Source organism: Streptomyces sp. HUAS MG56, assembly GCF_058673395.1.
In genome coordinates this window covers 1,579,623-1,593,684 of record NZ_CM178722.1, presented here as the reverse complement: position 1 = coordinate 1,593,684, position 14,062 = coordinate 1,579,623, and the positions used below count along the sequence as shown (strand labels likewise).

At 73.5% G+C, this 14,062-nt stretch carries 16 protein-coding genes; 9 read left to right on the top strand and 7 right to left on the bottom strand.

What is annotated here, in order from left to right; genetic code table 11:
* Positions 1-26: 26 nt before the first annotated feature.
* Both AC4OXY_RS07880 and AC4OXY_RS07875 read right to left on the bottom strand, forming a co-directional pair.
* Positions 27-722, bottom strand: a complete 696-nt coding sequence (locus AC4OXY_RS07880; RefSeq protein ID WP_491993536.1) for an alpha/beta fold hydrolase — start codon at positions 720-722, stop codon at positions 27-29.
* Positions 723-847: 125 nt separating this feature from the next.
* Complete coding sequence (locus AC4OXY_RS07875) at positions 848-1,690, bottom strand: class I SAM-dependent methyltransferase (RefSeq protein ID WP_491993535.1); 843 nt, start codon at positions 1,688-1,690, stop codon at positions 848-850.
* Between the two features lie 138 nt (positions 1,691-1,828).
* On the opposite strand from AC4OXY_RS07875, the gene AC4OXY_RS07870 reads away from it, so the two are divergent.
* Positions 1,829-2,413: a TetR/AcrR family transcriptional regulator gene (locus AC4OXY_RS07870; protein WP_491993534.1), complete on the top strand. Its 585-nt coding sequence runs from the start codon at positions 1,829-1,831 to the stop codon at positions 2,411-2,413.
* Between the two features lie 14 nt (positions 2,414-2,427).
* On the opposite strand, the gene AC4OXY_RS07865 is transcribed toward AC4OXY_RS07870, so the two are convergent.
* Positions 2,428-3,249 (bottom strand): SDR family NAD(P)-dependent oxidoreductase, encoded by an 822-nt coding sequence (locus tag AC4OXY_RS07865; protein ID WP_356031813.1) that lies wholly within the window; start codon positions 3,247-3,249, stop codon positions 2,428-2,430.
* Between the two features lie 105 nt (positions 3,250-3,354).
* Positions 3,355-3,933, bottom strand: coding sequence for a TetR/AcrR family transcriptional regulator (locus tag AC4OXY_RS07860; protein ID WP_362820044.1), 579 nt, complete (start codon positions 3,931-3,933; stop codon positions 3,355-3,357).
* A 270-nt stretch (positions 3,934-4,203) separates the two neighbouring features.
* Here AC4OXY_RS07860 and AC4OXY_RS07855 point away from each other — a divergent pair, with 270 nt between their 5' ends.
* The 7 genes from AC4OXY_RS07855 (at position 4,204) to crcB (AC4OXY_RS07825) (ending at position 11,539) form a co-directional block, all read left to right on the top strand.
* Entirely contained in the window at positions 4,204-4,785 is a 582-nt protein-coding gene (locus tag AC4OXY_RS07855) for a (2Fe-2S)-binding protein (protein ID WP_362820043.1), read from the top strand.
* Complete coding sequence (locus AC4OXY_RS07850; protein WP_491993533.1) at positions 4,782-5,774, top strand: FAD binding domain-containing protein; 993 nt, start codon at positions 4,782-4,784, stop codon at positions 5,772-5,774. The genes AC4OXY_RS07855 and AC4OXY_RS07850 overlap by 4 nt, the downstream gene beginning before the upstream one ends.
* Entirely contained in the window at positions 5,771-7,909 is a 2,139-nt protein-coding gene (locus AC4OXY_RS07845) for a xanthine dehydrogenase family protein molybdopterin-binding subunit (RefSeq protein ID WP_491993532.1), read from the top strand. Before AC4OXY_RS07850 ends, AC4OXY_RS07845 begins: the two co-directional genes overlap by 4 nt.
* Entirely contained in the window at positions 7,902-9,038 is a 1,137-nt protein-coding gene (locus AC4OXY_RS07840) for an XdhC family protein (RefSeq protein WP_376288191.1), read from the top strand. Before AC4OXY_RS07845 ends, AC4OXY_RS07840 begins: the two co-directional genes overlap by 8 nt.
* 97 nt (positions 9,039-9,135) lie before the next feature.
* Positions 9,136-10,431 (top strand): FAD-dependent oxidoreductase, encoded by a 1,296-nt coding sequence (locus AC4OXY_RS07835; protein ID WP_491993531.1) that lies wholly within the window; start codon positions 9,136-9,138, stop codon positions 10,429-10,431.
* Between the two features lie 242 nt (positions 10,432-10,673).
* Positions 10,674-11,168 carry a fluoride efflux transporter CrcB gene (crcB, locus tag AC4OXY_RS07830; protein WP_491993530.1) on the top strand — a complete coding sequence of 165 codons (495 nt, stop codon included), beginning with the start codon at positions 10,674-10,676 and terminating at the stop codon, positions 11,166-11,168.
* Positions 11,165-11,539 carry a fluoride efflux transporter CrcB gene (gene crcB, locus AC4OXY_RS07825; protein ID WP_356031833.1) on the top strand — a complete coding sequence of 125 codons (375 nt, stop codon included), beginning with the start codon at positions 11,165-11,167 and terminating at the stop codon, positions 11,537-11,539. Before crcB (AC4OXY_RS07830) ends, crcB (AC4OXY_RS07825) begins: the two co-directional genes overlap by 4 nt.
* Before the next feature lie 97 nt (positions 11,540-11,636).
* Here the strand turns inward: crcB (AC4OXY_RS07825) and AC4OXY_RS07820 are convergent, their stop codons facing one another.
* Entirely contained in the window at positions 11,637-12,038 is a 402-nt protein-coding gene (locus AC4OXY_RS07820) for a YrdB family protein (RefSeq protein WP_491993529.1), read from the bottom strand.
* Positions 12,039-12,140: 102 nt separating this feature from the next.
* Positions 12,141-12,422 carry a hypothetical protein gene (locus AC4OXY_RS07815; RefSeq protein WP_356031839.1) on the bottom strand — a complete coding sequence of 94 codons (282 nt, stop codon included), beginning with the start codon at positions 12,420-12,422 and terminating at the stop codon, positions 12,141-12,143.
* Between the two features lie 272 nt (positions 12,423-12,694).
* Between AC4OXY_RS07815 and AC4OXY_RS07810 the strand changes: the two genes are divergently transcribed.
* Positions 12,695-13,114 carry a hypothetical protein gene (locus AC4OXY_RS07810; RefSeq protein ID WP_356031841.1) on the top strand — a complete coding sequence of 140 codons (420 nt, stop codon included), beginning with the start codon at positions 12,695-12,697 and terminating at the stop codon, positions 13,112-13,114.
* A gap of 29 nt (positions 13,115-13,143) precedes the next feature.
* Here the strand turns inward: AC4OXY_RS07810 and ppk2 are convergent, their stop codons facing one another.
* Complete coding sequence (ppk2, locus tag AC4OXY_RS07805) at positions 13,144-13,983, bottom strand: polyphosphate kinase 2 (RefSeq protein WP_356031844.1); 840 nt, start codon at positions 13,981-13,983, stop codon at positions 13,144-13,146.
* Positions 13,984-14,062: the final 79 nt, after the last annotated feature.

The window sequence follows — 14,062 nt, the reverse complement described above, 5'->3', positions numbered from 1 at the left end:
GTTCGGAAACACGCGGCGTCGACGCATCACGCCACGGCGGCCAGCTCGACCAGATGGCGGGCCGTGCCGGCGGGATCGACGATCTGGTGCAGGTGCGCGCCGGGCAGGCGGGCCACGCGCCAGCCACGGGCGCCCGCCTCGGTGGCGAGATCCTCGTACGGAGGGCCGAACAGCAGATAGGAACAGGGGTGGTCGTCCCAGCCGGCAGGGACCGGGATCCGCTGCTCGTAGTAGGACAGCGGCAGGGTGGGCTGCTCCTCGACGACGGTCCGCCGCACCGTCGGATCGGCGAACATGGGCGCGACGTCCGCCTCCTCCCACCAGTCGGTCCAGCGCGGCAGCCTGCCGTCCACGGCCAGGGGACGCAGGAAGTCCAGCAGTTCCGGTGCGGCGACCGGGGTCGCTCCGGTGCGGGCCGGCAGCGCCGCGTCCACGAAGACCGACGCGGCCACCGGACGGTCGAGCGCCGCGCGGATCGCCGGGAGGAACAGGCCCGCGTTGCTGTGCGCCACCAGCACGAGCGGGCTGGCGGCCGGCACGTGCCGTACGTCGTCCAGGACCGCCTCGGCGACGCGTGGCCAGAACGGCGGCTCACCGGTGCCGATGTGCAGCAGGGACGGTACGTGTACCCGGTGCCCCGTGGCCAGCAGGTGCTCGGCCACGGGACGCCAGGTCGACGGGCCCACGGACGGGCTGTGCACGAGAACGAAGGTCGTCTGCATGGGACGATCCTGCCGCCGGTGGAGGTGAGGAGGCGAGCGTCTCGGCCCACGGCAGAACACGGCGCCGTACCTGCGCGCCCCGCACGCCTGCGCGCCGGCCCGAAGTCATCGGCCGACGGTGCTGGTCAGCGGTCCGCCGTGACGAGCCAGGCGGTGCTGCGCAGGCGGACCGTGCCGTCGGCGGCCTCGTGGGTGCGCAGCTGGGCGACGAGCGTGTCGCGGGCGCGGGCCCGGGTCGGCGTGTCGGCCTGGGACGTCAGGTGGCGGCCGGGGCCGGTGCCGAGGAGGAAGTCCGCCGCGTCCCCGGCTCCTTGTCCCCAGTCGCCGTACGCCTGGGCCTGGTTGACGGTGACGGCGGTGAACCCGGCGGCGCTGAGCACGGCGCGGATGTGGTCGGGGTCGGCCAGGGAGAACATGCCGGGCAGCCCCGGCCGGCCGAAGTCACCGACCGGCAGGATGCCCCGGAGCGCGGCCACGGCCACCACCCAGTCGTTGCGTGCGGCGTCGGCCGGGCAGACGAACGCCAGCCTGCCACCGGGGGCCAGGGCCCGGGCGATGTTGGTGAACGCGGCCACCGGGTCGGCGAAGAACATCACCCCGTAGCGGCTGATCGCCACGTCGAAAGAGCCCGCCTCGAAGGCGTGGACCTGCGCGTCGCCCTGGACGAAGGAGACGTTGGCGACGCCCTCCCGCTCAGCGCGGGCCCGCGCCTCGGCCAGCATGGGGCCGGACAGGTCGACGCCCGTCGCATGCCCCTGCGGTGCCCTGAGCGCGGCGAGGCGTGTGGTCCGCCCGGCGCCGCAGCCGATGTCCAGGACGCGGTGGGACGCGGTGGGGGCCGCGGCGTCGAGGAGGGGGGCGTCGAAGCCGCCGTTCACGGCGTTCCAACGGTCCTGGTTGCGGGCCCAGTGGGTGCCTTCCGGGCCGTTCCATGCCTGTGCCTGCTCCGTGTTGACGATGTCGGACACGGGTCCCTCCTACGGTGGGCGGCGGAGAATGGGCGTACGCCCAAACAGTATGGGCATACGCCCAAACCCGCAATGTCCGTTACCATCAAGGCGGTTGCGTGTCGCATGAGCGGCGGATTCCGGACGGAAGAGAGGCCCATGGCACCGCGGGGAGTGGCGACGCCGGACGTGCGCGAGCAGTTGTTCGCCGCCGCCGAGCGCGTCGTGGAGAGGGACGGCCCCGGGGCCCTCACCAGCCGGGCCGTCACCACCGAGGCCGGCTGTGCCAAGGGGCTGCTGCACACGCATTTCGCGGGCATGGACGAGTTCGTCGCCGAGCTGTGCGTCGACCGCTTCGCCCGTACGGCCGCCAAGGCGCGGTCGCTGTCGGACCGGGTGGGGCAGGGCGCCGTGGCCCAAAACCTCGAAGCCGTCGCCCTCGCCCTGTTCGACTCCGGAGGCCCGGCGATCTCCGGCCTCGCCATGACCCGGTCCGGGGCCGCGCTGCGCATCCGTGAGGCGCTGGAGGGCGGGGCGCCCGGCTTCGACGCGATCCAGAAGGCGGTCACCGGCTATCTGGAGGCCGAACGGCGGCTCGGCCGCGTGGCACGGACCGTCGACCCCGACTCGGCCGCCCTCGCCCTCGTCGGCGCCGCCCACCACCTGCTGATGACCAGCCGGCCGGGCACACCCGACCCCCGTCCGGCCATGACGCGCCTGGTCGGCGCGCTGGTGGGCGGCTAGGCGGTGTCCTTCCCCTAGAGGGTGTCGTCGCCCCGTGGCGCGATGTGGAAGTCGAATGCCAGCGTGCCCGGATCCAGGGCCGTCGTGCCGCCGTCCACCGTGAGCACCGAGCCGTTGACGTACGACGCCGCCGGGGACAGCAGCCAGTCGATCGCCTCCGCGACTTCCCGCGGCTCACCCGGTCGCCCGAGCGGCATCAGCCGGGTCGCCTCCGTGTAGGCGGCCTCCGCTCCCGCGTCCCCCAGGCCCGCCTCCTGCGCGAACCGGGCCATGCGGCGGTCGGCCATCTCGGTACGGACCCAGCTGGGGCACACGATGTTGGCGCGCACCCCCGCACGCCCGTAGTCCACGGCCACGGAGCGGCACAGCTGGAGCAGGGCCGCCTTGGACGTGGCGTAGGCGGCGTTGCGGGTGCCGTTGCGCAGGGCGGACACCGAAGCGACGGCGACCACCGCCCCCTTGGACTCCAGCAGGTGCGGAATCGCGGCGCGCAGCAGGAGCATGGGCCCAGTGACGTTGGTGCGCATCACCTCGTCCCAGTCGCCGAGGTCCAGGTCGCCCACGGCTCCGCCGCGCCCGATCCCCGCGTTCAGGACCACCCCGTCGAGCCGTCCATGTGCCTCCAGGGCCGCCCGGACGAGACCGTCGGCCGTGTCGGGCGCCCCGATGTCGGACGGGTACGCCAGCGCCCCGGTCTCCCGCGCCAGGCGGTGCAGGGGCTCGGCGCGGCGGCCCGAGACGACCACCTGGTGCCCGCCCTCGCACAGCAGCCGGGCCGTGGCCTCCCCGATGCCCGAGCCCCCGCCGGTCACGATGACAACTTGCTTGTCCGCCACTGTAGTCAGGCCCTTCCGACGAGATCACCCGGACACCGTCCGACTCTAGGCCCGACGGCGGCACGGCTGATGACTTCCGGCCAGAGCGCGGCTGTCGGGCGCTGCTCAGGCGCCGACGGGCCGCGTGCGCAGGCCCGCCATGACCAGGTCGAGGAGGCGGGCGGCCCGGGGCGCCCAGTCGTCGTGCGGGTCGAGCTGCCACAGGCCCGCGATGGCGAGGAGGAAGTCGTCCGCGGTGATGCCGGGGCGGACGGTGCCGGCGTCCTGCCCGGCGCGGAGCAGGAGGCCCGCCGCCCTCGCCACCGGGGTGGGCGGCGGCTTCACCGGTCCTCCCGGGGTGCTGGTCGCCTGGCGGATCGCGTCGGCCAGCCCGGCCTTGGTCATGGCGAACTCGGCGAGCCGGTCCATCCACGCGCGCAGGGCCTCGTCGGGGGGCCGGGTCTCCAGCAGCTGGATCGCGCTGTCGGCGACCTGCTGCATCTCGTGGCGGTAGATCTCCAGCACGAGCGACTCGCGGTTGGGGAAGTTGCGGTAGAACGTGCCCTGCCCGACGCCGGCCTTCTTGGCGATCACGCTCAGCGGTGCGTCCGCGCACCGCGACAGTTCGACGAGTGCGACTTCGAGTATGCGCTCGCGGTTGCGCTGCGCGTCCGAGCGCCGGGGTGAGCCCTGCTGCTGCGGCACTCGTCCTCCTCATGGGTTCGTGGCGCGAACCCACCCTTGCTAAGCGGACAACTGTCCGGTACGTTCTCAGGTAACGGACAGTTGTCCGGTTGTGTCCACCATAGCGGCGGACGCGCCCCAGCGGCAGTCGACGGCTGCCCCTGTCCGGCCCCAGCACTCTGCACCTTCGTTTCGCCCCGCGGCACAGGCCCGCACGGCGCGCTCCCCGCGCCGCACGCATCCCGGCTGCCGGACCCTTCGTACGCACTGTCCATGCGAAAGAAGCAGCTCATGACCTCATCGACGTCCAGTGTCATCACCCTGAGGATCAACGGCGAGAAACACACACTGCCCGTCGACCACCGCACCACCCTGCTCGACGCACTCCGCGAGCGCCTCGACCTCACCGGCACCAAGAAGGGCTGCGACCAGGGGCAGTGCGGGGCCTGTACCGTCCTGCTGGACGGGCGCCGGGCGGTCGCCTGTCTGCAACTGGCCGTGGCGGCCGAGAACCGCGAGATCACCACCATCGAGGGCGTGGCCGACGGCGACCGCCTGCACCCCGTGCAGCAGGCCTTCCTCGACCTGGACGGATTCCAGTGCGGCTACTGCACCCCGGGCCAGATCTGCTCGGCGATCGGGGTGATCGAGGAACACGCGGCGGGCTGGCCGAGCGCCGCCACCGCCGACGTACGGCCCGAGGCGGGGCCGCCGTCCCTGAGCGCCGAGGAGATCCGGGAGCGGATGAGCGGCAACCTGTGCCGCTGCGGCGCGTACGTGTCGATCGTCGAGGCGGTGGCCCGCGCGGCCCAGGTCCGGGTGGACGAGCGCCGTGACGAGGACGTCCCGGCGGGCAAGGGGGCGGCGGCATGAGGGAGTTCGACTACCAGCGGGCGTCCGGCGTCGCCGGCGCCGTCGCGCTGCTCGGCGCCGATCCGGACACCCGCTTCCTCGGCGGCGGCACCAACCTCGTCGACCTGATGAAGTCCGGGGTCGAGCGCCCCGCCCGGCTCGTCGACATCCGCGAACTCCCGCTCGACGAGATCGAGTCGACGCCCGACGGCGGACTGCGCATCGGTGCCACGGTCACCAACGGCGACCTCGCCGCCCATCCCGAGATCCGGCGCCGCTACCCGGCCCTCGCACAGGCGGTGCTGGCGGGCGCGTCCGGGCAGCTGCGCAACATGGCCACGGTCGGCGGGAACCTGCTCCAGCGCACCCGCTGCGGATACTTCACCGACGTCACCAAACCCTGCAACAAGCGGGTGCCCGGCAGCGGTTGCCCCGCGGTCGAGGGCGAACACCACAACCACGCGATCCTCGCCGCCTCCGGTCACTGCGTGGCCGTGCACCCCTCGGACATGGCCGTGGCCCTCGCCGCCTTCGACGCCGTCGTCCGCTTCCACACGGCGGACGGGCCGGGGGAGTTGCCGCTCGCCGACTTCTACCTGCCCGTCGGCGACACCCCGCACCGTGAGACGGCCCTGCCGCCGGGCGCGCTGATCACCCACGTCACGCTCCCGCCCGCCCCGGTCGCCGCCCGCTCCCGCTACCGCAAGGTGCGCGAGCGTGCCTCGTACGCCTTCGCCATCGGCTCGCTCGCCGCCGCGCTCGACGTCCGCGACGGCGTCGTACGGGACGCCCGCCTGGCCTTCGGCGCCGTCGCCTCCCGGCCGTGGCGGGCCCGCGCGGCCGAGCGGATCCTCATCGGCGCGCCGGCCGACCCCGGGACCTACGCCGCCGCGGCGGACGCCGAGCTGGCGGCGGCCCGGCCGCTGCCGCACAACGGCTACAAGGTGGAGCTGATCCGCAACCTCGTGGTGGCCGTCCTGTCCGAACTCGCCGAGGAGGCCGCCCGATGACCACCCTCACCACCGCGACCACCCTGCACACCCCCGCCGTCGGCACCGCGCACACCCGGGTCGAGGGCCGGGACAAGGTCACCGGAGCCGCCCGCTACGCCGGGGAGGTGCCCTTCGCGGACCTCGCGTACGGCTGGCTGGTGCTGTCCACGGTCGCCCGCGGCCGCATCCGTGACCTCGACACCGAGTCCGTCCTCGCCATGCCCGGTGTCCTCGCCGTCCTGGAGCACCGCAACGCCCCGCGCCTCACCACCGACTACACCGGCCTGATGGGCATGCGGCCGGACCCGACCTGTGCCGTCTTCCAGCACGACCGGGTGCCCCATCTGGGCTGGCCGGTGGCGCTGGTCGTGGCCGAGACGTCGGAGCAGGCCAGAGAGGCCGCCGAGGCGCTCGTGGTGCACTACGAACAGGAGCCGCACGACGTCGCGTTCAGCGCCGGGCACCCCGACGCCCACCCGGTGGAAGGCCACATGCCGGCGGTGACGGAGAAGGGCGACCTCGACGCCGAACTGGCCGCGGCCCTCGTCGTCGTGGACGCCGAGTACACCACTCCCGAAGAGCATCACCACCCGATGGAACCCCATGCCGCGACCGCCCGCTGGGACGGTGGCCGGCTGGAGGTGACCGACTCCAACCAGGGCGCCACCTGGGTCGTCGGCGAGCTGGCGAACCTCTTCTCGCTCGACCCGGCCGCGGTGCGCGTACGCTCCGAGCACGTCGGCGGCGGCTTCGGCAGCAAGGGCGTGCGCGCCCACCAGGTGGCCGCCGTGATGGCCGCTACCGTCCTCCAGCGCCCGGTGCGCGTCGTCCTGACCCGACGTCAGATGTTCTCGCTGGCCGGCTACCGCAGCCCCACCGTGCAGCACGTCCGGCTCGGCGCCGACGCCGACGGACGTCTGCGTGCCCTGGCGCACCGCTCCCTCAGCCAGACCGCCACCGGGTACGAGTTCGTGGAACCGAGCGCCGGGGTGGCCCGGGTGATGTACGACGCCGACGCCCACCACACCGCCAACCGCGTCGTACGGCTCGACGTGCCGTCCCCGACGTTCATGCGTGCCCCGGGCGAGGCGCCGGGCTCGTTCGCGCTGGAGGCCGCCCTCGACGAACTCGCCGAGAAGTGCGGGATCGACCCGGTCGACCTGCGCCTGCGCAACGAACCCGACAGGGGGCCGGTGTCCGGCCTGCCGTTCGCCGGCCGCAATCTGGCCGTCTGCCTCCGGGAAGGCGCCCGCAGGTTCGGCTGGGCCGAGCGGGACCCGCGCCCCGGGCTGCGCCGGGAGGGCCGCCTGCTGCTCGGCACGGGTATGGCGGCCGCCTCCTTCCCGGCGGGCGCGATGCCGTCCACCGCGAGCGCGACGGCGCACCCGGACGGCACCTTCACCGTCCGGATCTCGGCGGCCGACATCGGCACCGGGGCCCGTACCGCACTCACCCTGGTCGCCGCCGACGCGCTGCGGACGTCTCCCGAGCGCGTCCACGTGCGCATCGGCGACAGCGACTTCGGCCCGGCGATGATCGCCGGCGGCTCCATGGGTACCCGCTCCTGGTCCTGGGCGATCCGGGTGGCGGCCGGGGAACTGCGCGAGCGGCTGGCCCTCGGCACCGGCATCCCGCCCGAGGGGATCACCGTACGGTCGGACACCACCGAGGCCGTCGGCGCCCTCGCCGCCGCCGAACGGCACTCCTACGGCGCGCAGTTCGCGGAGGTCGCCGTGGACGCCGGCACCGGCGAGGTGCGGGTGCGGCGCATGCTCGGCATCTTCGCGGCGGGCCGGATCATCAACCCGCTCACCGCACGCAACCAGTTGCGGGGCGGCATGATCTGGGGCATCTCCATGGCCCTGCACGAAGAGGCCGTCCGCGACCGCGTCTCGGGCGGGCACGTCGGCGCCGACCTCGCGGGTTACCACGTCGCGACCCACGCCGACGTGCCCCGCATCGAGGCCGACTGGATCGAGGACACCGATCCCGACGACCCGGTCGGCATCAAGGGCATCGGTGAGATCGGCATCGTCGGCGCCGCGGCCGCCGTCGCCAACGCGGTCTGGCACGCGACCGGCGTACGCCACCGCAGCCTGCCCATCCGCCCGGACCGGATCCTCGCCGCCGCCGTGGAGGCGCCGGATGCTTGACCTGGCCGGGGAACTGCACCAATGGGCCGAGGAGGGGAGGGAGTTCGCCGTCGCGACCGTGGTCGCGGTCGGCGGCAGCGCGCCGCGCGGCCCCGGCGCCGCCCTCGCCGTCGACAGCGCGGGCACCGTCATCGGCTCGGTCTCCGGCGGCTGCGTGGAGGGCGCGGTGTACGACCTGTGCCGCGAGGCGCTGCGGACCGGCGAGAGCGTGCTCGAACGGTTCGGCTACAGCGACGAGGACGCCTTCGCCGTGGGGCTGACCTGCGGCGGGACGATCGAGGTGCTGGTCACCCCGGTGACCGGCCGGGCCGGGACGCTGCCGGCCGCGGCCCTGTCGGCCGCCGTCCGCCGCGAACCCGTGGCCCTCGTCCGGGTCGCCCGCGGCCCGGACGGACTGCGCGGACGCGCCCTGCTGGTCCGGCCCGACGGCACCGGTGAGGGCGGCCTCGGCGGTCACCCGGACCTGGACCGGGTGGCGGCGGCCGAGGCCCGGGCCCTGCTGGAGGCGGGCCGCACCGGCACGGTGGAACTGTCCGCGGAAGGGTCCCACTGCCCCGGCGGTCTCACGCTGCTGGTCGAGTCGAACGTGCCGCCCCCGCGCATGATCGTGTTCGGTGCGATCGACTTCGCGGCGGCGCTGGCGAGGGCCGGAAAGTTCCTCGGGTACCACGTGACCGTCTGCGACGCCCGCCCGGTCTTCGCCACCCGGGCCCGCTTCCCGGAGGCCGACGAGGTCGTCGTGGACTGGCCCCACCGGTATCTGCGGCGCACCGGCACCGACGCCCGCACGGTGCTGTGCGTGCTCACCCACGACGCCAAGTTCGACGTGCCCCTGCTGACGGCCGCCCTGCGGATGCCGGCGGCGTTCATCGGCGCGCTGGGCTCACGCCGTACCCACGAGGACCGCGACCGGCGGCTGCGCGCGGAGGGCGTGAGCGCGGCGGAACTGGCCCGGCTGCGCTCGCCGATCGGCCTCGACCTGGGCGCCCGGACGCCCGAGGAGACCGCGCTGTCGATCGCGGCGGAGATCGTCGCCGTCCGGCGGGGCGGGACGGGTGCCCCGCTGACCGGTTCGACGACGCCGATCCACCACGACGACGAAGAACACGGTAGGCGGGCGGCCGCCTGAAGGAGTAGAATATTCATCGTACGATGAATTAATGCTGCTGAATCAGCGCTGCCCGATCTGCTGCTGAATCACTGGTCTCCCGAAGGGCAGGACTGCCATGGAACAGACCACGTGCTGCGTCGTGGGCGGCGGCCCCGCGGGCATGGTGCTCGCCCTGCTGCTGGCCCGCTCCGGCGTCGACGTGACGGTGCTGGAGAAGCACGGCGACTTCCTGCGCGACTTCCGCGGCGACACCGTCCACCCCTCCACCCTGGCGCTGCTGGACGACCTCGGCCTGGCCGAGCGCTTCGCCCGGCTGCCGCAGCGCCGGGTGCGCACCGTCCAGCTGCCGGTCGGCCCCGGCCGCGCGAACGTCACGGTCGGCGACCTCTCCGTACTGCCCGGCCCGTACAACTACGTCGCGATGGTGCCGCAGTGGGACCTGCTGGACCTGCTCGCGGACGAGGCCGGCCGCGAGCCGTCCTTCCACCTGCGGATGAACACGGAGGTGACCTCCTTCCTGGTCGAGTCCGGCCGCGTGCGGGGCGTGCGCTACCGCACCGCCGACGGCCGCACCGGCGAACTGCGCGCCCACCTCACCGTCGCCTGCGACGGCCGCGGCTCTCTGGCCCGCATCCGGCCGGAGCTGGGACTGCGCGAGTTCACCTGCCCGATGGACGCGTGGTGGTTCCGGCTGCCGCGCCGCGAAGGCGACCCGCAGGGACTCGTCGGCGCCGCCGGTGACCGCTTCCTGGCCGCGTTGATCGACCGCGGCGACTACTGGCAGTGCGCCGGACTCATCCCCAAGGGCACGGACGCACAGCGCCGGGCCGCCGGACTCGACCGCTTCCGGGCCCAGTTCGCGGCCGCCGCCCCCTGGATGGCCGACCGGGTGCACGCCCTGCGCTCGTGGGACGAGGTCAAACTGCTCGACGTACGCATGGACCGGCTGCGCCGCTGGCACCGCCCCGGGCTGCTGTGCATCGGCGACGCCGCGCACGCGATGTCCCCGGTCTTCGGCATCGGGATCAACCTCGCCGTGCAGGACGCGGTGGCCGCGGCCCGGTATCTCACCGAGCCGCTGCGCCGAGGGACCGTGGGCCTGCCCGACGTACGCCGCGTGCAGCGCCGCCGCCGGCCCACCACGGTCGTCACACAGGCCCTCCAGCGGACCGCGCACGCCCGCTTCGTCGCCCCCGTCCTCCAGGGCCGGCCCCCGCTCGGCAGCGCGGACCGGGCCAAGGCCGTGGCGCATGTGCTCGCCGGATCGCGCTGGGTCCGCCGGCTCCCCGCGTACTTCGTCGCGTACGGCGCCCTGCGGGAACGGCCACCGGCCTCGGCGGTCCGCAGGCCGCCCGCGGACACCTTCCCTCCGCCCGGCGCGACGAACCGTACGGCCAAGGCATCTCCCTGAAACCGTCCGGGCGTTGACGCCTGCGGCGGCGGGCGGACGTACACCGGAGGCGGGGCCGGTGCCGGGCCCCGTCGGGGGCACGCTATTGTGATCCGCGGCTGTGACCTCCGGTCATGGCGCGGCGGTGGGGCTCGCCGTACCCGAACCGCGGCATCGGTGCCGCCAACAGTCCCTACTTGCGGTGGAGTGTGCCCGCGTGCGTGCGATGTGTGCGGGTCCCGGCGAGTAGGAGACGTACGTTCATGACAGCCCCGAACCCCCAGGTGGACGAGTCCACGGACCCCGGCGTCGATCTGCGTGCGCCCGCCCGGCCGCGCGAGCCGGACTGGCGGGGGCAGGCGCCGGTGGCGGCGGTGGTGGCATTCGGCGGAGCGATCGGTGCCTCGGCGCGCTACGGTGCGGGGCTGCTGTGGCCGGCGGCGGGTGTCTTCCCGTGGACGACCCTGTGGGTCAACACGGTCGGCTGTGCGGTCATCGGCGTGTTCATGGTGCTGATCACCGAGGTGTGGGAGGTGCACCGACTGGTGCGGCCGTTCTTCGGGACCGGTGTCCTGGGCGGTTTCACGACGTTCTCGACCTATGCGGTGGACATCCGGAAGCTGGTCGACGGCGGGCATCCCCGCACGGCGCTGGCGTATCTGGCCGTGACGCTGTGCGCGGCGCTGGCGGCGGTGTGGCTCGCGGCGACGGCGACGCGCCGCGTGGTGACGAGGGCCGGCCGGGAGGAGAAGGCGTGAACTGGCTGTTGGTGGTGGCCGGGGCGGTGGTCGGGGCGCCCTTGCGGTATCTGACGGACCGCGCGGTGCAGAAGCGGCACGACACCGTGTTCCCCTGGGGGACGTTCACCGTGAACGTGGTCGGCTGTCTGATCCTGGGCCTGCTCTCCGGCGCGGCGGCGGCCGGTGCCGCCTCGCCCCACGTCCAGTTGCTGGTCGGCACCGGGCTGTGCGGGGCGCTGACGACGTACTCGACCTTCTCGTACGAGACGCTGCGGCTGGCGGAGAGCGGGGCCCGGTTCCACGCCGTCGCCAACGTCGTCGCCAGTGTGGTGGCCGGCCTCGGGGCGGTGTTCGTCGGGGTGTCGTTCGCGGACGCGCTGTGGGCGTGATGCCGCCGGCCGGCGGCATCACGGCCTTCGGCCAATGAGGCGTGGCACTCAGGCAGTTGCTCCCACGCGCGCATGAGCGAGAGCCGCGCCGGCGCCTTCAGGTTCCGGTCTGCGGGAAGGTCGGCCGGCGGCGGAAGAGCTCGGCGACGGCCGTGTTCGCGGTCACGAACACGGCCATGGCGACGGCGCCGACGGGATGCCCGACGCCGTACAGGGCCGCCGCTCCGCCGCCCAGCACGAGAGCCTTCACCGCGAGCACGAGAGGGAGCCCCGGCCGCAGCCGGGCCCTCGGTGCGGCGAACAGCGCCCACAGCGCCACCGCCGCCACAGGTGTGCCCAGGCCGAGCAGGACATGAAGGAGCGCGTCGTCGCCGACGGTGAACCCCCACCAGCTCAGGCAGGCGAGCGCGGCGAGTTCGAGCAGGAACGCCAGGAGTTCGTTGGCGGCGTACCAGTGCCGTTCGTCCGGAACGGCCGTGGCGCCAGGGCCTGTTGGCATGGAGTCCTCTCGGTGCACCGCGGGAGCCCAGCATGACAGGGCGGCGCCGTGCGGAGAATCCCCCTGACGGACGCCGTGGACACCGGGATACGGCGCTCGGACTCAGCGCCGGGTCTGGCCGAAGCGCGCCGCGATCCACGCGGCGCCGCGCTCGGCCATGGCCCGCCTGCGCCCCCACCGGGACCGACGCCGGGCGACGGGCAGGGACGGGCGCTCCGGCGGGGTGGCCGCCAGTGCGGCGAGCCGGCCGGCGGCGCGTGCGAGGTCCGCCTGTAAGCCCCGGCGCCGCTCCGAGGTCCCGGCACGCAGGAGCGCCGAATAGAGCCCCTCGACCTCGGCCACAGCAGCGCCCAGCCGCAGATTCGCGTCGCGTACTCGTCGCATGTCCCCGCGTGGCATGAACGCCCTGCCTTCCCCCGATGCCGGTACGGACCTCCGTTGACTTCAATTATTGCGCAAGGCGGCAAGTTCTTGTTGCTCTGCTGCCCCACCCCGCCGCAACCGTGCCCTCCCTCAGCCCTGTTACAAGACAGGGACATAGCGTCAGTGAACGCCCGCCTTCCCCGTGTCGTCACTTCTAATGACCACGCCAATCGCCATGTAACCGGCCTTTGGCGCGAAAAACTCTTCTCTCCACGGAAAAGGACATACCAGTGATGGTCTCGAAGCGTCGCTCCCTGCGCATAGCCGTCGTCGGTACCCTCGGCGCGGCCTCCCTCGCTCTCGCCGGCACCGCGATGGCGGCCACCCCCGCCACGCACACCGCCTCGGCCGTCGCCTCCGCGCAGAAGGCGCAGCCCGCCAAGGCGAGCATCACCGCCAAGCCGTCGGTGTCCTCGGTCCGCGCCTGGCAGCTGTTCCGGGTCACGGGCAAGACCACCGGCATCAAGGCGGGCGGCAAGGTGACCCTGCAGCAGAAGCAGCACGGCAAGTGGGTCAGCCTGCCCGCCTCCGCGCCGGTCCTGCGCAACGGCTCCTACTCGCTCGGCGTCAAGCTCGGCCTGAAGGGCAAGAACGACCTGCGCATCGTCAACGGCACCACGGCCTCGCCGGTCTTCGACGTGACCGTCCGCTGAGCCCGTCCGACCCGGCCGCAGGGTCCCGTTCACCGTCTGCGACCGCCGCCCCCGGCCGCGCCGCCCTGCAACTGGGCCGCATGGTCGGGGACGTAGGTCCGCAGATCGCGCGGGGGGCGTTCGTAGCCGGTAGACGGGGGCCGCTTCGGCAGGTTCAGCACCGGCGGCGGGACCTCGTGGTACGGGACGGACGCCAGCAGGTGGGCCATCATGTTCAGCCGGGCGCGCCGCTTGTCGTCGCTCTCGACGATGTACCAGGGCGCTTCGGTGATGTCGGTGTGCACCATCATCTCGTCCTTCGCCCGGGAGAACGCCTCCCAGTGGGTGATCGACTCCAGATCCATCGGTGACAGCTTCCAGCGCCGCAGCGGATCCTCCAGCCGGCGCCGGAACCGCTCCTGCTGGGCCGTGTCGCTCACCGAGAACCAGTACTTGCGCAGCAGGATCCCGTCCTCGACCAGCATCCGCTCGAAGGTCGGGCACTGGCGCAGGAACCGTTCGTGTTCCTCCGGGGTGCAGAACCCCATGACGTGCTCGACCCCGGCCCGGTTGTACCAGGACCGGTCGAAGAGCACGATCTCTCCGGCGGCCGGCAGATGCTCGACGTACCGCTGGAAGTACCACTGGGTGCGCTCGCGCTCCGTCGGCCTGGGCAACGCGGCGATCCGGGCCCCGCGAGGGTTGAGGTACTCGGTGACCCGCCGGATGGCGCCGCCCTTGCCGGCCGCGTCCCGCCCCTCGAACACGACCACCAGCCGGGCGCCCTCGGCTCGCACCCACTCCTGGAGCTTGACCAACTCGGTCTGGAGGCGCAGCAGTTCGGCTTCGTAGACCTTGCGGGAGAGCGTCGGCGCTCTGTTGCCCTTCATGTGTGTATTTTCCCCTCGTTCCCGCTGTCCGGCCCGGAGGGTGAGCCGATGCCCGAGGGGCGCTCCTCCGGCTCCCTTC